The following is a 15,749-nucleotide window of genomic DNA, read 5'->3' as shown; positions in this document are numbered from 1 at the left end:
AAGGGTGGTTACTCGTAAACGTGCGGGGCCAGGGTGCCCACGAAGTCCAGGTTGCGGTACTTCTCGGCGTAGTCCAGGCCATAGCCCACAACGAATTCGTTGGGGATGTCGTAGCCGACGTATTTGACGTCGATCTCCACCTTGGCGGCGGTCGGCTTACGGAAAGCGGTGCAGATCTCAACGCTGGCCGTACCGCGGGATTCAAGGTTGGACTTGAGCCATGACAGTGTCAGGCCGGAGTCGATGATGTCCTCCACGATCAGCACGTCCTTGCCCATGAGGTCGGTATCGAGGTCCTTGAGGATCCGTACAACACCCGAGGACTGGGTGCCGGAGCCGTAGGAAGAAACGGCCATCCAGTCCATGCTGACGTGGCTGTGCAAGGCACGGGCCAGGTCCGCCATGACCATCACGGCACCCTTGAGGACACCGACGATCAGCAGTTCGCGGCCTTCGTAGTCCTTGTCGATCTGCGCCGCCAGTTCAGCGATGCGCGTTTGGATTTGCTCTTTGGTGTAAAGAACGTGCTTGAGATCTGCCTGGACGTCGTTTGAATCCACCAATGGCTCCTGTTTTGATGCTCGGGTTCGGCTACTGTTGGGGCGATTTCTGATGCCGGAATACTAGCTTCCCACAGCGTGCGGCCTCCCGGGGACCGCCGGTGGCCGAATCACCCGTCCCGGCAGCAGCCGAGACAACGGAACCACCAGCCCGTTCCTGCTCCAAATCGCTGAGGGACAGGCGGTAGACACTCACGTGGCCAGGAAGTTCCACAGGGCCGGCAGAACCTTTGCGGCGAAGCAGCGCTTCCGCGGCTTGGAGCCGTCCGTACCCGGGTTGTTGGCCCCCGACGTCGGCAGCCGCCTTCGCGATGACCCGGAACCTCAGCGCTGCGGGAAGTCCGCGGACGGCATCCTCTGGCAGCCACGCGCCGTCGTCGGTTCGCTGCACGAGCGAGAGATACGTCTCGTTTGCAAGATTCTCAAGGAAATCGGCGTCCTGCTGCAGAATTGCGGCTGTCCGCGCCAAGGATTCAGCAACGCCGGGCCCCAGTTTTTCTTCGAGGACCGGCATGACCTCCACGCGTGTTCGCGAGCGCGCGAAGGCAGAGTCACTGTTGCTCGGATCATGCCACGGCTGCAGTTCCTCGACCTCGCAGATTTCCAGGGTCTCTTCTCGCCGCAGGCCAAGGAAGGGCCGGAGCAGGCGTCCCCGGACCGGCCTCATGCCCGCCAAAGAACGGGTACCCGAGCCACGGGCCAGGCCAAGGAGCACCTGTTCGGCTTGGTCATCCAAGGTGTGGCCCAGGAGGATTCGATCGCAACCAAGATCATCTGCTGCGGCTTCGAGTGCCGCGTGCCGGGCATCGCGGGCCGCAGCTTCGGGCCCGAATCCGGTGGACGCGACCTCAACCGTACGCACTTCCACAGGTGATAGGCCCAGTTCCCTCAAGACAGCTGCCGTTCGGGAAGCTACGTCTGCCGAGCCGGCCTGGAGCTGGTGGTCGACAACCACGCCGGCCACGGAAATGGGATGCCCGTCCACATGGCCGCGCCGGGCGAAGTATCCAGCCACCGCGGCCAGCGCAAGTGAATCCGGCCCTCCGCTGCAGGCTACGAGCACACGTTGCGGGTATCCCGCAGCGGCCAGGGCGTTCTGCAACTGTTTCCGTGCCTTGCCAACGACGGGCGCCAAACGGCCCGGCCGGCGTCGGCCCTTGCCTGGGGAAACGGATGCAGCGCTTGGGGAACTGCTCAAAGCCCCATCCGCTCGAGCCACATCCTGGAATTGTGGATCTCTTCCTCGGTGGGGAGGTTTTCGGCCGAGTTCCACACCCGGTTGAAGCCTTCCATGCCGCCCACCTCAACAACTTCGCGCACGAACTTTGCGCCGTCTGTGTACTGGCGCATCTTGGCGTCGAGACCGAGGAGGTTCCGGATGAACTTCTCGATGATGCCTCGGTCCTTGCCGCGATCATTGAAGCGCTGGCGAATCGTCTTAACGGACGGGACGATGCTGGAGTCCACGGCATCCATCACCACGTTGGCATGGCCTTCGAGGAGGCTCATGACGGCAGTGATGTGGGACAGGGAAGCCTTCTCCTCTGGATCCTGCAGCAGGTCCAGAATTGCGCCCCGGCTTGGCACGTTCCCGGATGCAGCGCGGTCCTTCAGGGACTTGGCTACGGCGGCTGCCCGCTCAACCAGGGAATCCATGTTGCCCAGAAGGTGACCGCTGAGCTTTTCGATTTCGGCGAGCATGTGGTCCCGCAGCCACGGTGCTGCGGCGAACTGGACGCGGTGCGTTTGCTCGTGGAGGCATACCCAGAGCCTGAAGTCGTCCGGGTGCACGTTGAGTTCGCGTTCAACGGAGATGATGTTGGGTGCAACAAGGAGTAGCCGCCCGCCCGAAGGAACGTGGGCTTCCGGGGCCAAGGCCGCGAACGGATCGTATTGGCCCAGGACTTTACTGGACAGGAAAGCAAGGATGGCGCCGAGTTGGCTGCCGGTGATGGCGCCGCTGGCCGCAGCGGCAGCAGGTGTCAGGGACAGGCTGTTGCGGGACTCCAGCATTTTCGCCAGAACAGGCTGGAGCATGACGGAGAAGCTCTGGGTGTTGGCCTTGGACCACGAGGCACGGTCCACCACGAGAACGTGCGAATCCCGCAGGTCCCGCGCCGCTTCAAGCCCCGTGATGTCGTGGACATGAGGCACGGAGATATCGGCATTGAAGCGCAGGTTCTCCACCGCCTTGCCGATTTCCCCAGCGCTCAGTGCCGGGCCGGGCGGGGTAAGCCGGGCAGCCGTCGAGGCGGCCAGGTCCCAATTGATCAGGGACGGGGCCCCTGCTGACGAATCTCGGGCAGATGACACCATACGGTCCATCACACCACATGACCCTGACAAAGGGCCCTTAAGTTCGCTCCGCGCGGAGCGGCGGGATTTTGCTGTTCCCCAGCGGTGCTAGCGGCAGCCGCACGAGGCCAGCACCGAGGCCGAACGGTCCATCGCCTCCTTGTTTCCAGCCGCGCCCGGGTCCAGCCCATTGCCGATGAACGAGAACACCAGCAGGCGTCCATCAGCATCCACCACGTACCCGCTCAGCGCGATGACAGTGTTCAGCGTCCCGGTTTTAGCGCGGACAAGGCCCGCACCCTGGGCTGTGCTCGGATCCACATACCTGTCATCCAGGGTGCCCGTCAGGCCCGCCACCGGGAATCCATCCAGGGCGGTCCGAAGGCTCAGGTCCGGTCCGCTGGTAATGGCACGGACTACCTCGGCAAACTGGCGGGCAGACACCTGGTTCTCCAAGGCAAGGCCGGAAACATCGGCCAACTGCAACTGCTTGGGATCAGTGGCGATTCCCAACTCCCCCAGCCGTTGGCGCACGGCTGAAGTGGCGCCGTCGTACGTCGCTTCCTGTCCGGACGCAATGGCGGTCATCCGCCCAAGCGCCTCTGCCAGGAAGTTGTCCGAGGTCTCCAGCATGAGGTCCACCTGCTCGCCCACAGTGGCGGACTCAGCTGCAGCCAACACTTTGGCCGGGACGCCCTTGCCACGTTCGACGCCGGGACTCACCTGGACGCCGGCAGCCACCAATTGTTCGGCGAAAGCCTGGGCGGTGGTGACGGCCGAATCCTGGGGGCGCGGCCCGGTGGTGACTGTTGGTGAGTAGCGCCCGGAGTTCAGGGCGAGGGAAAACAAGGGGGCGGTTTCGCCAGCCGCGACGTCGTCCAGGCTCCACGCAGGATTGAGGGGCGCGCCGCTGAACAGCGAATCATCAACCTGCACGGTCACAGGCCCTTTGACCCCGGCGGTAGCCAAGGAAGCGGCAGTATCGGAGGCCAGGGTTGCAAGTCCCGCCCGGCCCATCACGGCCTCTGGATCCGAGGCGCCTCCGCCGAGCAGCACGTCCCCTCCCCCCGTCAGCACAACGGTCGAGGGTTCACTACCGGCCAGCACACGGGTGGTAAAGCGTGATTCGGGACGGAGCGCCTTCAAGGCAGCGACGGCGGTCAAAAGCTTCATGTTCGACGCCGGGATTCGGTTGGCGTTGGCATCGCGGTCGAACAGGACCGTGCCTGTGGAGGCGTCCATGACAATGCCCGTAATGCTGCCGGCGCCGACGGGTTTCAGGGCGTCATTCACAAGGCGCGAAAGCTCAGCCGGGACGGGCACGGGGGCATCGGGGTCCAAAGGAAGCACGCCATTGGCCTCGGACAGCCGGTCCGGCTCCTGCTGCCATGATGGCGCGGAGGGTGACGGCTTGGGTGCGGTGAGGAGTCCCGGCACCATGCCGGCCACCACGATCGCCCCCAGGCAGAGCAGGACCAACGTCAACAGCATCGGCCACTTCAAGCGCCCCCACGCCGTGGACACCCACTTCCGGGCACCCCCGTTTTTAACGCCCATCATGGAAGTTGCTTGGTCCTGTCAGTCCTGAAAATGTCGCCGCCGGTTCAAGAAACCCGGGCCTCTCGCTATATCCTCAATAGTAGTCGGCGGCGCTGGCTGCACTTTCGCCTGCCGCGCCCCACCCACACCCGTCAAGGAGCACGCCATGAAGCACGACGTGACCATCGAGATCCCCAAGGGATCGCGCGTCAAGTACGAAGTTGACCACGAAACCGGCCGCGTCCGCCTGGACCGCGTCCTCTTCACCTCCATGCAGTACCCCACGCACTACGGTTTCTTCGAGAACACGCTGGGCGAAGACGGCGACCCCCTGGACGCACTGGTGCTCCTGCAGGACTTCGACCTCCACCCCGGCGTCATCGTTGAGTCCCGCCCCATCGGTGTTTTCAACATGACTGACGACGGCGGCGGAGACGCCAAGGTCCTCTGCGTCCCGGTGGATGCACGCTTCGACCACATCCAGGAAGTGAGCGACGTCAGCGAATTCCTGATCAAGGAAATCGAGCACTTCTTTACCCGTTACAAGGACCTGGAGCCCGGCAAGTGGGTCAAGGCTGAAGGCTGGGGCGACCGCGCCGCTGCCGAAGCCGAGCTGGAAGCCTCCATCAAGCGCTTCTCGGCCGAAGGCCACTAGCAACACTTACGACGGCGGCTGGTGCTGTTCCCTGTGAACAGCACCAGCCGCCGTCGTGCTTTAAGCAACGCGGGGTCAGATACGGCCCATTATTGGCTAAAGCATGGGCCCTAAGTGACCCCGCGTTGCTTTGATGGGCACTGCTCCCCATCGCGGCATCTTCGGGGTCCGCCTAGGCTGGGACGAGACTTTACGACGCATGTAACAGGGGGTACCACATGGCTGGGTTCTACGGCGCGGACATTGCGCAGCTTCGCAGTCTGGCCGGCGTCATGGGCAAGGCTGCCGATGCCATCAATCTGCAGAGCGCGCAGTTATCCAACGCCATCAACTCCGCAACGGCGTGGCAGGGCCGCGACGCCACGGTCTTCAAGAGCGATTGGAACAGCCAGCACAGGCAGAGCCTGGTGAAGGCCGCCAACATGCTCAGGGACAATGCGAGCCAGCTCAAGAAGCACGCCAACCAGCAGGAATTTGCCAGCCACAATGACGGTTCGGGTACGTCGGTGGGCGTCCTGACGGATGTCTACGAAACCGCAACGGGCGTCAAGGAACTGGGCGCGCAGCTCTGGACCGCCTACAAGTACGGGAAGCTCGGACATGCCGAATGGGTCAAGACCCGCGAGGTACTCACCAATTGGCGGGCTGGCGGTACGGTGCTGCGGGATGCTTTGAGCGCTTTGCGCAGCGGCGAGAAGGTCACTGATGTCATCACGGACCTGAAGGCCAACATTCCCTACAGCCAAGCGTTCCAGGATGCCAGCAAGTTCTCGAAAGGCCTGCGCGTCGCCGGGGCCCTGGCGGCCCCGCTGAACATTGTTGGCGGTATCAGCGACATGATCAGTCCGGAGCACGACGGCTGGCGCGGTACCGGAGACCGGGTAGCCGGCGGCCTGTCCGTAGTGGGCGGGGTGGGCAGCATCATGCTCATGACGGCCGGCGGCGCAGCTTTGCTGGGGCCCATTGGCGCGCCAATCGTGATCGGCGCGGGCATCGTTGCCGGCGCCTGGGCGCTGGGGAACCTGGTGGCGGACAACTGGGATTCCATCAGCAACTTCGCCCGGAACCCTGGCAGTTATATCGCCGACGGCGCCCGGGAAGTAGGCAATTTCGCCAAGGATGTAGGCAGTAAGGTGGCAGACGGGGTCGGTAATGCCGCCAAGTCAGTCGGAAACTTTGTCGGAGGGATATTCGGATGACCACCAGCACCATGAATTGGACCGAGCGGGACGTACAGGCTGCAGCGAAAGTCCTGGCCTCGGCAAGCGCCACCGGCAAGGCCTTGCCGACGCTGACAGATGAAGAGGTTGTTGCCTTGGACGGCGTCCAGCACGAGCAAATCGTGGCCCTTCCGTGGCTCACTTCGCAGGATGCCAGCAAGGAGCTGATGTGCGCCGTGGCCCTTCGTGGGCTGCTCGCCAAGGAACTCGTCTACCCTGTGATCTTTGAAGGCGAGACCGAACCCACCCGTCTGCACGCCACGGAGGAAATCACAGGCGCCCTGACACTGCGTCGCAGTGGCAGCAGCGTGGTCTCAGTGGAACGCACCGTTTCCACCGGCAAGCGCTGGCTCTACGGCTACATCCACGACGACGGCGTGCTGCTGGAAGAAGTGGATGAAGGCGGGCTGCACGGCTTCACTGTTGTCACCCGGGACCAGTTGGCTCCGCGCCTGGCGGAATTCGTTGACCCGAACACAGCGGCCAACCGCGACACCGATCCCACTGTTTACTCTGAGGCCGGGTTCGAAGAATATGCCGCAACGGCCCTGGCCGATACGCAGGCGGCCAGCAACGTGGTGGTCTTCAATTCTGATACGAACGACTTTCCAACTGTCACCGTCTACACCGGCCCCAGCAGCGTGCACGTGCTTACTCCGCGGGTGGAAGGCGAATCTGTCTCCCTTGAGCTGAAAGAGACATCCGCGCCGACGCTTGCCCGCGTCCTCGGTGGGCTGGCTGGGCTGGCCTGACGCATGAGCAATTCGAAGTCCCAGACCGCTACTGGCTTGGTTGATGCCCTCAACGGCCGCCCTGTACGCCGCCATCCCGGGACCGGCGCCTACTTCGTGAAAGCATCCGGAGGGGCCCACTTCTGGGGTCGCATCCTTGACGCGATCGTGTTCCTTGCAGGCTATGGCATCCTGGCTGCAATAGTGGCAGTTGCACGCAATGCCATGATGAACAGTGGCTCACTTCTGGCCTTCAACGACGGCTTCTGGTTGACGCTCTACGTTGTTCTCTGGTTCGTTGGTTTGTTCGTTTACGGCATGATCTGGGGTACTGCCGGCAGCGTCGGCGATGCTGCCGCGGGCATGCGCTCGGTACGTATCAAGGACGGCACGACGGCGGGTGCCTGGTTGGGCGGGTGGCGCGCTATCTGCTGGTCCTTCTTCCCGTTCTTCGTGGTGATGCTGATTCTTGCGGCGTTCAGCGGGAGCTCGGACGATACGTGGGATCCGAAGTTTGCTGCTCTTGATCGCCGATCCGGTGTGGCGGAGGGCCGGCAGCCGGTCCCGGACCCCAAAGTGGCGGCCGCAGAGCGGGCATCCTCGACAGAAAAATTTTAAGGAAAACAAGCCCTTGCAGAGCGGCTACCAGCCGGTAGCATGTGATCCACTATGTTCACTCTGACCATCAACCAACGCGACAGCCGCCGCGACGGCGACCTCGTGCCAGGGCTCCTCAAGGACCTGCGGCATATTCCGGCACGGCTCGACTTCGACCGTTCGGTTGAGGATGAGGTGCAAGGCATCGTCGAGTCCGGCCACCAAGCTGTTGACACAGCACTGATCGCCCTCCGGACCGGCCAATGGTATGTAGGAATCGGAGTGGGGCCCATCAACGAGCCCCTTCCCAACCTTGTCAAGGACGCTTCCGGGCACGGTCTTGTCTATGCCCGGCGGGCTGTTGACCGCCTCCGCAACGGGAAGGAACGTGTCCCTGTTGCCGTTGATGGTCCCTTCACAGCTTTGGCGGCAGAAGCCGAAGCAGTATTGCGACTTCTCGGGCATATTGTGCAGCACCGAAGCGCGGCGGAGTGGCGGGTGCTGGACCTCCTCACCCCCGGAGTGCGTGGCCAGCAAAAGGCCGTGGCCCAGGAACTCGGCATCACGACGCAGGCTGTCAGCAAAGCACTTGCCCGTGCGCAGTGGGTGGAGGAACACGCTGCCCGTCCGGCGGCAGCCCGTCTGCTGCAGATGATCCTCGAAGTGCGGTAACTGACTACAGCCCCGGCTTAGTGCTGCCTGTAAACAGCTCACCGATTGCGGCGACCGGCCTATTCGATGCCGGGCAGGTCCAGACACCCTGATCACTGACCACGCGGGGCGTTAGGGGGTGGTTATTTGGGTGTTGAGGGCACTGGGGCCAGTTGCTGCAAGTCGCTCTATTCTCTTCAATGACCCACTCCTGAATCTGATCGGCCACGGACGCGAGCTGACCAGCGCGCGAAAGTTCACCCAAGACTGAAATGCCTCGTCCTGTGGAATCACGGGCGCTGTAAATCATGACTGAAAGCACCCGCGGGTCGTCGTACCAATCCACGTCATGAATGCGGGGCGGCTCAAACCCGCTGGAGACAACGTCGCGCAAGACGTGATTAATAATTTCGACAATCTTGACCGTCATAAAAAGCCTCCTGGCGCCACTCCCTTGTGAACACTTCTGCCGTAACGGGGTGTTCTGTCATTAGATTACATCCGCGCGGTGTTACCTACTACGTCGGGTGATTCGAGTGACATCGGTGATAATCACTTAGTTTGGGGGAAATATGCGCTATCAAAGCACTAAGTTCAAGCAGACATTCTTTGGATTGGTCGCAGCAGTGCTCCTGCTGCTTCTAGGAGCCGTGCCCAGCGCCTCGGCGGACGACACTACGGTCTCACAGGTCGTCATCTTCAATGACACCAATGCGGCCGCCGACTCAACTCTGAGGATCGAGTTCGATGCGCCCCTCTCGGAGAATGCCGCCCGTCAGGTCAAGTCCACATTAGGTGATACGCAATTGATAGAGCCGCGAGGGGCCGTTACACCGCCGTTCGTGTACGGTCCGACCATTAATCAGAACATCAGCTGCAGGATGGGCAATTATCGGTTCTCAGATACAAACGACGCGTTCCAGATCAGGAATAACTGCTTTTACAACAATGCAAATTAGAGCTATCAGATCTCAAGAATGCTTGCCGGCAAGAGCACTAGCAACGTCAGGAACTATGAAACAGTTACCTATGGAGATCAGCTTTCCTTCAGGGTCCTCATCGGGGGTCGCGCCGGATCAGCTGTGCTAACCATCGGCGGCACGGTAAGAATGGTCCCCTGACGCACACACTAACCCAACTAATATGTAGTTCGTTTTGTCAACGGCGTGGGGAAGCGATCCCGGTTTGGTTTCCGGGGTCGCTTCCTTTTGGTCCGGGTCTCGGCCTCGGGAGGGGCGGCGTGTCGTTGGCGACGGCGTTGTCAGACTAATATGCGCGGGCTGGTTACCCCAGGACGAGGTGACCGGCTGGAGGCTATCGCTTCTCTAGGGTCGAGCATGGCCCTAAGAGGGTTGCTCATAGTTGGGTCGGCGTTCACCGAGACGGACAGTCCAATGATCTATCCGGAAGGCCAAAGCCCTCCAGAGCCCTGGCGAGCCAACCCCGCATACTTTCGCGGTCCCACGGCGCGCAGCAACGCGAACCCAACTGAGTCGCAGCTAATGCCCTTTTGGGCCCTCAAAACGGCATCTGCTGCGACTCAGTTGGGTGGGTAACGCGATTACTGGTTGCCGAGGTTGTCCTTGGCCATCGCGGCGCGGTCCTGCACATCTGCAGCAGCCGCCTGGCCCTCGTCCTTGACGTTGGCAGCAGCTTCCGTGGCGCTGTCTTTGACGTTCTGGACAGCGTCCTGCGCCGGCTCCTTGAGGTGTTCGGCCATCTCCTGGGCGGCGTGGCCCAGTTCCTCGGTCAGCGGCTGGGCTGCTTCCTTAACTGCCTGGGCAGCCTCGCGTTCCTTGTCCGACGGTGGGATGAGGGCCGAAACCAGCAGACCTGCGCCGAAGGCGATCAAGCCGGCAGCAATGGGGTTGCCTTGGGCTTTTCGTGTGATCACCTGCGGTGCGTCGCCAATGTCCGAGACCACACCGGAAACAGCGTCCTGGGCCTGATGGGCAACATGGCCCGCCCTGTCCTGAACATCGTCGCGGGCGCCAAACACGGCCGTCTTGATCCTGTCTACCCTCCGGTTGACGATGTGCGAGGGCGTGACCTTGTCAGCTACGGCGTCAACGTTGGTACTGAGCCGCCTGCGAGTTTGTTCGATGTCGGCGCGCAGGGCGTCGGGATTCTGCGTCATCGTGTCTCCTCAGTATTCGGTTTGAAGGTTGGAGGTATTTCCTTGACTGTCTCGGTGGTGCGCGGCATGCCTTTGATGGCGTTCAATTCCTTTCGCCCCATCGAGGCCAGCACCGCTGCGACTATGCCCCAGATGACCGCTACAACAACGGCGGACCATCCCAGGCCTATGAGCTGACCCAAGGCCCACCAAAGAGCCAGGGAAAGGAAAAGCACGGTCAGATGCCCGGCCCAAGCGGCTCCGGCCATCATCCCTGCACCCTTTCCGGCCTTGGTGGCCGATTCCTTGAGCTCTACCTTGGCCAGCTCAACTTCCTGCCGCATCAACGTGGAGACGTCGCGTGTCAGATCGCTCAGCAACTCGCCGAGGGGTACGGATTCGGCTTTGAGATGGGCTTCGGTGGGAGGAAGGTCGGCAGGACTACTCATCGGGGACCTCCATAGACGGGATCATCGGGATCGCTGGGAGCATCGGGACGTGCGAGCGGATCTCCTTGGGCCTTCACGCCACCGGCATCGGTTTCCGGGTAGGGCATGGTTGATCCTTCAAGGCCACCCGTGGTGCCCGCGCCGTATCCCGTGTCGGTTCCAGCTCCCGTTCCAGCAGCTGTCGTTCCGTATCCAGCACCCGTTCCAGCAGCTGTCGTTCCATACCCGGCACCCGTCGTTCCGTATCCAGCGGTTGTCGTCTGGGGCCCTGGCAGATCAACTGCCGGAGGTGACACAGCGCCACCCTGGGTTGGGTAGTACTGGGCGCGCGGGGTCCGGGTGGTGGTATCCGAGGTGCCCGTTCCCGTCATGGGCGAGTTGTCCGCCATTCCCCGGCCCAAACGTCCGGCGAGGACGCCGGCACCGGCAGCCAGCAGCAAGAACGTGCCGGGCTTACGCCGGGCAAAGCTCTTTACCTCATCCAGGAGTGAACCCGGATCCCGGTTTTCCAACCAGTGGGCAATCGAGGAGGAGCGCTGGGCCGCTTGCTGGACCAGGTCCGTGGCGACTCCGCCGTCCTGGCTGGCATTGGCCATGGTGGATAGCTCGTCGGAGATGGACCGCAAGCCCTCGGCGACCCTCTGTTGCTGGGTAGCGGCCTGATCGGTCAACTCGCCCTTGGTTTGCGTCAGCAATTGCCGGGCGTTCATTTTGACCTCTTGCGCCACGTTTCCGGCTTCGGCCTTGGCTGTTTCAACCACACCGCCAGCAGCATCGCGGGCTGTGCCGGCCACTTCGGCGGCTTCGTGCTTGGCCGATTCGACGCTTCCCGTGCCGGACGTCGTTCCGGATCCCGTGGTAGTGCTCCCGTAACCGGTAGTTCCGGCGCCGGCATCTGTTTCCATGCCGGTGGTGTCGGTTTCGACCGGTGAGTCCAGGTAACTTCCCGTGTAAGGCTCGGTCCCGGCGGGGACCCCAGTCCGTGGCGCCGCGAAGCTTCCGTCCTGCGGCGATTGGCTCTCAGTCATTGTCGCTCTCTTTCCACAGTTGGCAGGCTGCGGACAGCAGCCGGGATAGTAAGTATCGTTACTATCAATGTGTGTGTACCCGCTTGCCGGTGGTTCAATCGCCACATACTGATCGAAATCCCAGCTCGACACGCAGCGTATGACCCGCCTACCTTGGATCAATGAGCCACAAGCCCACCAGGCGGCGGCTGATTCCCGCGCTCCGAAAAACTGTGACCCGTCACCGACTCCTGTTTGCGGCCAAAACTGCCGCGGCGGCAGGCGTCGCTTGGTATCTCGCACCCTTCATGCCGGGTCCTGCTGCCTCCTACCCCTACTACGCACCGCTCGGCGCCCTCGTGAGCATGCATCCCACGGTGGCAGACTCCGCCAGACATGGCCTGCAGAGCCTCATGGGCTTGGCCTTGGGTATAGGCATGGCTTTTGCGGTGACCACGGTGGCAGCGCCCACTGCGTTGGCCGTTGCCGTGGTGGTGGGATTGGGCGTGATCATCGGCGGGCTCCCCCGGCTGGGCACCGCCTCCGAATGGGTTCCCATGGCTGCTTTGTTCGTACTCGTCCTCGGGGATTCCAATGCGGAGGGCTTCTCCTTTGCCTACGTCCTGCAGATGGCCATGGGCGTTGCCGTTGGCTTCGCCGTGAACTGGCTGGTGTTTCCGCCGCTGCATCTTGAGGGAATTGACCCCGCCTTGGCCGGACATCAACGGGCTTTGTCCCAACAGTTGAAAGACATGGCGCGCGCGATGGAGGAATCCTGGCCGCCCAACCACGAAGCCTGGGCGAGCCGCAGCGGCGAACTCTCAGCAACGGCCGCAGCCGTGCGTACTGCCGTTCATGAAGCGGAACTGAGTGCAAAAGCGAACCCCAGGTCCCGACGTCGTGCTGGCCGCCTACCAAGTGATTTGGCTGGTTTGCGGATAGTGGAACGGCTGACCTTCCATGTCCAGGACATCACCGACGTCCTGGCCAGCGTGATCTGGGAGGAGGACGCGGGAACCGTCATCCCGGACAGCGTCCTGACCAACCTGTCCGAGGCGCTGGAGGCCGTATCCCGCGTGATTGATCAGTGGCGTGATGGGGAAGCCGGGGAATTGGAGAGCCACTTGGCGGAAGCCAAGCACCGGGTCTCGGAACTCGGGGATGCAGTCACGGAAGCTGCAGCTGGCCAGGCTTCGGTGAACGCGGCGGCGTCTGTGGCCATGAGTTTGCGCAGGATCATCACGGTGGTATCCCCTGCCGACTAGTACCACAAACGTCAGGAATCAGCGTGGCGTCAACGGTGGCGAGGCCTTCTGCCCCTTGCCGGCACCGAGACCCTCCAGCACTTCCGTCAGCGCCTCCAATGATGAGCGGTGCGGCATCCACCCAAGCAGACTATGCGCACGGCTTGTGTCCATGATGGGTGCGCCCGCCGCCATGTCCACCCAGCCGCCGTCGGTTACCTGCAAGCGCAATCGCCAACTGACCTCGACGACGGCGCGCAGCACCGGGAGCGGTAGGGGCAACTGCCGCCGTGCGTTGAGGATCCAGGCGAGGGCGTTGGGATCCAGCACGGGCTCCGCGGCGATGTTGAATGCGCCTTCTGCCTGACGTTCCAGCACACGCCAGTAGGCATCGGCGACATCGTCGGCGTGAACGGCCTGAAATATCAGCTCATTGGGAATGGGGAGAATGGGCAACCATGGCTTGCGGGGAATGAGCCGTGGGAGAACGCTCCCCAGGAAGTAGCGGCCCACTTCACTGCCCGCCTCCGCGCTGAAGATCAGTGCCGGGCGTAGCCGAGCCACTACGATGTCCGGATTTTCCTTGGCAAAGCCATCCAGAAGCCGCTCTTGAGCTGCCTTGTCCACGCTGTAATGGGATCGCCTGATACCGCCTGCCGGCCAGTTTTCCTTGGTCCGTTGATCCTTGGGGGCTGGTGAATAGGCACCCACGGACGAGGCACAGACGACGTGCTTCACGGCGGCCTCCCGGGCGGCGCCAAGTACGTGCGCCGTTCCCGCCACGTTGGTCCGGCGCAGAAGTTCGCGATTGTGGTTTGGCTGGATCTGCCAGGCCAAATGGACCACGGCGTCGGCACCTGTGAACGCGTTCTCCAGTGCTTCCCGGTCCTTATAGTCCCCGACGTCCAGCGTGTGCCACTTCATTGCGTTGTACGGGGCTGCATTCTTGTCAGGTCCGCGTCGCGCTATCCCGACGAGGTCAAGATCCGCGCCCTCTTCCGAGCGCGCAGCCTGCAACCGCTTCAGCAATGCCGTACCTGCGTTGCCCGTGGCTCCCGTGATGACTATGCGCATGAGTTTCTCCCTTCCCCCTCCTGCAATTCCCCGTCAGGCATGGGGATTCTCCCCCGTGGACCGGATACGCTCCAGCACCGCCGTCGTGGAGTGTTCGGGAACGTAATCCAAAATCGTCACCGTGCCGCCGTAGCGTTCCACGGCCGCGGTCTCGGCCAGCATTTCCGGCGTGTAGTCACCGCCTTTGGCGTACACATCGGGCTGCAGCATCTCGATGAGCGGGATGGGAGTCGGGGTGTCGAATACAGTGACGTGATCGACGCAGCTGAGCGCGGCGATCACGGCGGCACGGTCCGCCTCTGGATTCACGGGCCGGTCCTGTCCCTTCAGCTGCCGCACCGAGGAATCGCTGTTGAGGGCCACCACCAGGACATCGCCCAGCTGCTTGGCTTGGTTCAGATAGCGGGTGTGGCCGCGATGCAGGACATCGAAGCACCCATTGGTCAGAACGATCCTCCGGCCCTCCCTGCGGTGCGCTTCCACCTGCCTGGCCAATTCATCGGCAGTCAACGCAGTATCGGCGAAGCCGCCCAGGTGGCGGGCAAGTTCCTCGGTGGTGCAGACGGAGGTGCCAGGCCGGTGGACCACCACGTCAGCCGCGGCCTGGGCAAGGTCAACGCTGGTAGTCAGGGGCAGCCCGGCCGCCCGGGCCAAGGTCAGCGCGGCAACGAACGTGTCGCCCGCACCTGAGGCCTGCTTCTCGGCTTCGGGCCTGGCCCAGGTTCGGTGGTTGGCGCGGGACCCGTTATTATCGTCACCGCTTGCGTCCGGATCGCTGGAACGCAGCGTCAGCGTCCCGTCACGGTCCAAAGTCACGACGACGGCGCCCGCACCTGAGGCGCGAATGAGCTGGTCCGCGTGGGCTTCCACGAACGGGCAACGTGCAGCGCCACCGGGAAGTTCAGTTCCCAGCAGCCCGGCAGCTTCCTGGGCGTTCGGGGTGGCAAGATCCGGCTTGAGTTCAGCCCACCGGGCAGGATGATGGGCATCGACCACCAAGAGGGTGCCTTGCCTGTGGCTGAAGTCAGGGTGAGAACCAGTCTGAGGACTAGGGGTGGGTCCAAGGGCATCCATCAGAGCGTCGCGGACCGGCCCCTCCAAAGCGCCGGCCTCGTAATCGCACAGCACTACGGCGTTGGAACCAGCGAGCGCTTCCGGGATGGCGGCCGCCAACTCCTGGAGGCCCTCCGGGGGAACGTCGGTGGCTGCGTCGTCCAGGCGAAGCATCACCTGGCCGGCGCTGCTTATCCGGAACTTCGTGGTGGTGATCATGCCGGGATGCTGCACCACGCCTGATATGTCGATGCCGGCAGCATTGAGTCTCCCAAGGAGCTCCTGTCCCGCAGAATCCTTGCCGACCAACGAGACAAACCTGACATCGGCCCCAAGGGCCGCCAGGTTCATGGCAGTATTGGCCGCTCCTCCGGGGGCGAAGTCGCGGCGCTTGACCTGGACCACTGGGGCGGGAGCTTCACGGCAAAAGCGCTCAATCAGCCCATCCCACCAACCGTCCAGGATTGCGTCGCCGACAACTGTCACAACGGGCCGTTCTTCGGCCAGGCGGCGCGGCAGCCATTCGGCCAAACCTTCTTGATTGGATAGGCGTGCCAT

At 62.8% G+C, this 15,749-nt stretch carries 17 protein-coding genes; 7 read left to right on the top strand and 10 right to left on the bottom strand.

Translation table 11 applies throughout. The annotated features are described in order from the left end of the window. Positions 1 to 8 precede the first annotated feature (8 nt). The 4 genes from hpt to dacB form a co-directional block, all read right to left on the bottom strand. On the bottom strand, positions 9 to 560 hold the full coding sequence (hpt, locus tag AC6I99_RS00550; protein WP_216924216.1) for a hypoxanthine phosphoribosyltransferase: 552 nt from the start codon (positions 558 to 560) through the stop codon (positions 9 to 11). A gap of 31 nt (positions 561 to 591) precedes the next feature. Then, positions 592 to 1,662 carry a tRNA lysidine(34) synthetase TilS gene (gene tilS / locus AC6I99_RS00545; RefSeq protein ID WP_497946864.1) on the bottom strand — a complete coding sequence of 357 codons (1,071 nt, stop codon included), beginning with the start codon at positions 1,660 to 1,662 and terminating at the stop codon, positions 592 to 594. A gap of 92 nt (positions 1,663 to 1,754) precedes the next feature. Then, positions 1,755 to 2,876: a zinc-dependent metalloprotease gene (locus tag AC6I99_RS00540; protein ID WP_309930270.1), complete on the bottom strand. Its 1,122-nt coding sequence runs from the start codon at positions 2,874 to 2,876 to the stop codon at positions 1,755 to 1,757. Between the two features lie 87 nt (positions 2,877 to 2,963). Then, complete coding sequence (dacB, locus tag AC6I99_RS00535) at positions 2,964 to 4,412, bottom strand: D-alanyl-D-alanine carboxypeptidase/D-alanyl-D-alanine endopeptidase (RefSeq protein WP_497946869.1); 1,449 nt, start codon at positions 4,410 to 4,412, stop codon at positions 2,964 to 2,966. A 148-nt stretch (positions 4,413 to 4,560) separates the two neighbouring features. Between dacB and AC6I99_RS00530 the strand changes: the two genes are divergently transcribed. The 5 genes from AC6I99_RS00530 (at position 4,561) to AC6I99_RS00510 (ending at position 8,269) form a co-directional block, all read left to right on the top strand. Beyond that, the gene (locus tag AC6I99_RS00530) at positions 4,561 to 5,049 is read left to right on the top strand and encodes an inorganic diphosphatase (RefSeq protein WP_144663396.1); all 489 of its coding nucleotides are present in this window, start codon (positions 4,561 to 4,563) and stop codon (positions 5,047 to 5,049) included. Positions 5,050 to 5,267: 218 nt separating this feature from the next. Next, positions 5,268 to 6,248 (top strand): hypothetical protein, encoded by a 981-nt coding sequence (locus tag AC6I99_RS00525; RefSeq protein ID WP_497943910.1) that lies wholly within the window; start codon positions 5,268 to 5,270, stop codon positions 6,246 to 6,248. Next, on the top strand, positions 6,245 to 7,021 hold the full coding sequence (locus AC6I99_RS00520; RefSeq protein ID WP_224165998.1) for a hypothetical protein: 777 nt from the start codon (positions 6,245 to 6,247) through the stop codon (positions 7,019 to 7,021). The genes AC6I99_RS00525 and AC6I99_RS00520 overlap by 4 nt, the downstream gene beginning before the upstream one ends. A 3-nt stretch (positions 7,022 to 7,024) precedes the next feature. Then, entirely contained in the window at positions 7,025 to 7,618 is a 594-nt protein-coding gene (locus AC6I99_RS00515; RefSeq protein ID WP_497943911.1) for an RDD family protein, read from the top strand. 51 nt (positions 7,619 to 7,669) lie between these two features. Then, positions 7,670 to 8,269, top strand: a complete 600-nt coding sequence (locus AC6I99_RS00510; RefSeq protein ID WP_224094599.1) for a hypothetical protein — start codon at positions 7,670 to 7,672, stop codon at positions 8,267 to 8,269. A gap of 4 nt (positions 8,270 to 8,273) precedes the next feature. Here AC6I99_RS00510 and AC6I99_RS00505 read toward each other — a convergent pair whose 3' ends face one another. Beyond that, a complete protein-coding gene (locus AC6I99_RS00505; protein WP_497943912.1) occupies positions 8,274 to 8,678 on the bottom strand; it encodes a hypothetical protein in 405 nt (134 codons plus the stop codon). A gap of 142 nt (positions 8,679 to 8,820) precedes the next feature. On the opposite strand from AC6I99_RS00505, the gene AC6I99_RS00500 reads away from it, so the two are divergent. Beyond that, on the top strand, positions 8,821 to 9,207 hold the full coding sequence (locus tag AC6I99_RS00500) for a hypothetical protein (protein ID WP_497943913.1): 387 nt from the start codon (positions 8,821 to 8,823) through the stop codon (positions 9,205 to 9,207). A gap of 602 nt (positions 9,208 to 9,809) precedes the next feature. Here AC6I99_RS00500 and AC6I99_RS00495 read toward each other — a convergent pair. Genes AC6I99_RS00495 through AC6I99_RS00485 form a run of 3 tightly spaced genes read right to left on the bottom strand, consistent with a single transcriptional unit; the run spans position 9,810 to position 11,841 of the window. Next, complete coding sequence (locus AC6I99_RS00495; protein WP_224094596.1) at positions 9,810 to 10,385, bottom strand: DUF3618 domain-containing protein; 576 nt, start codon at positions 10,383 to 10,385, stop codon at positions 9,810 to 9,812. After that, a complete protein-coding gene (locus AC6I99_RS00490; protein ID WP_224165994.1) occupies positions 10,382 to 10,813 on the bottom strand; it encodes a phage holin family protein in 432 nt (143 codons plus the stop codon). Before AC6I99_RS00490 ends, AC6I99_RS00495 begins: the two co-directional genes overlap by 4 nt. Next, positions 10,810 to 11,841 (bottom strand): hypothetical protein, encoded by a 1,032-nt coding sequence (locus AC6I99_RS00485; RefSeq protein ID WP_497943914.1) that lies wholly within the window; start codon positions 11,839 to 11,841, stop codon positions 10,810 to 10,812. The genes AC6I99_RS00490 and AC6I99_RS00485 overlap by 4 nt, the downstream gene beginning before the upstream one ends. 161 nt (positions 11,842 to 12,002) lie before the next feature. Between AC6I99_RS00485 and AC6I99_RS00480 the strand changes: the two genes are divergently transcribed. Next, positions 12,003 to 13,085 carry an FUSC family protein gene (locus tag AC6I99_RS00480; RefSeq protein WP_497943915.1) on the top strand — a complete coding sequence of 361 codons (1,083 nt, stop codon included), beginning with the start codon at positions 12,003 to 12,005 and terminating at the stop codon, positions 13,083 to 13,085. A gap of 18 nt (positions 13,086 to 13,103) precedes the next feature. Here the strand turns inward: AC6I99_RS00480 and AC6I99_RS00475 are convergent, their stop codons facing one another. Next, positions 13,104 to 14,138, bottom strand: coding sequence for an NAD-dependent epimerase/dehydratase family protein (locus AC6I99_RS00475; protein ID WP_497943916.1), 1,035 nt, complete (start codon positions 14,136 to 14,138; stop codon positions 13,104 to 13,106). Positions 14,139 to 14,171: 33 nt separating this feature from the next. Beyond that, positions 14,172 to 15,749 (bottom strand): D-glycero-beta-D-manno-heptose 1-phosphate adenylyltransferase, encoded by a 1,578-nt coding sequence (gene rfaE2 / locus AC6I99_RS00470; RefSeq protein ID WP_497959784.1) that lies wholly within the window; start codon positions 15,747 to 15,749, stop codon positions 14,172 to 14,174.

The organism is Arthrobacter sp. TmtSoilC77, assembly GCF_059739415.1.
Note: the sequence above shows the minus strand (reverse complement) of the source record. Positions and strands in the feature narration are given on the sequence as shown.

Bases quoted from the DNA above. Each gene is read 5' to 3' on its own strand.
- AC6I99_RS00500 (WP_497943913.1), top strand. From the start codon at position 8,821: ATGCGCTATCAAAGCACTAAGTTCAAGCAGACATTCTTTGGATTGGTC.
- AC6I99_RS00520 (WP_224165998.1), top strand. From the start codon at position 6,245: ATGACCACCAGCACCATGAATTGGACCGAGCGGGACGTACAGGCTGCA.
- AC6I99_RS00485 (WP_497943914.1), bottom strand. From the start codon at position 11,841: ATGACTGAGAGCCAATCGCCGCAGGACGGAAGCTTCGCGGCGCCACGG.
- AC6I99_RS00475 (WP_497943916.1), bottom strand. From the start codon at position 14,138: ATGCGCATAGTCATCACGGGAGCCACGGGCAACGCAGGTACGGCATTG.
- AC6I99_RS00490 (WP_224165994.1), bottom strand. From the start codon at position 10,813: ATGAGTAGTCCTGCCGACCTTCCTCCCACCGAAGCCCATCTCAAAGCC.
- AC6I99_RS00515 (WP_497943911.1), top strand. From the start codon at position 7,025: ATGAGCAATTCGAAGTCCCAGACCGCTACTGGCTTGGTTGATGCCCTC.
- AC6I99_RS00540 (WP_309930270.1), bottom strand. From the start codon at position 2,876: ATGGTGTCATCTGCCCGAGATTCGTCAGCAGGGGCCCCGTCCCTGATC.
- AC6I99_RS00495 (WP_224094596.1), bottom strand. From the start codon at position 10,385: ATGACGCAGAATCCCGACGCCCTGCGCGCCGACATCGAACAAACTCGC.
- AC6I99_RS00510 (WP_224094599.1), top strand. From the start codon at position 7,670: ATGTTCACTCTGACCATCAACCAACGCGACAGCCGCCGCGACGGCGAC.
- rfaE2 (WP_497959784.1), bottom strand. From the start codon at position 15,749: ATGGCACGCCTATCCAATCAAGAAGGTTTGGCCGAATGGCTGCCGCGC.
- AC6I99_RS00530 (WP_144663396.1), top strand. From the start codon at position 4,561: ATGAAGCACGACGTGACCATCGAGATCCCCAAGGGATCGCGCGTCAAG.
- AC6I99_RS00480 (WP_497943915.1), top strand. From the start codon at position 12,003: ATGAGCCACAAGCCCACCAGGCGGCGGCTGATTCCCGCGCTCCGAAAA.
- AC6I99_RS00525 (WP_497943910.1), top strand. From the start codon at position 5,268: ATGGCTGGGTTCTACGGCGCGGACATTGCGCAGCTTCGCAGTCTGGCC.
- AC6I99_RS00505 (WP_497943912.1), bottom strand. From the start codon at position 8,678: ATGACGGTCAAGATTGTCGAAATTATTAATCACGTCTTGCGCGACGTT.
- dacB (WP_497946869.1), bottom strand. From the start codon at position 4,412: ATGGGCGTTAAAAACGGGGGTGCCCGGAAGTGGGTGTCCACGGCGTGG.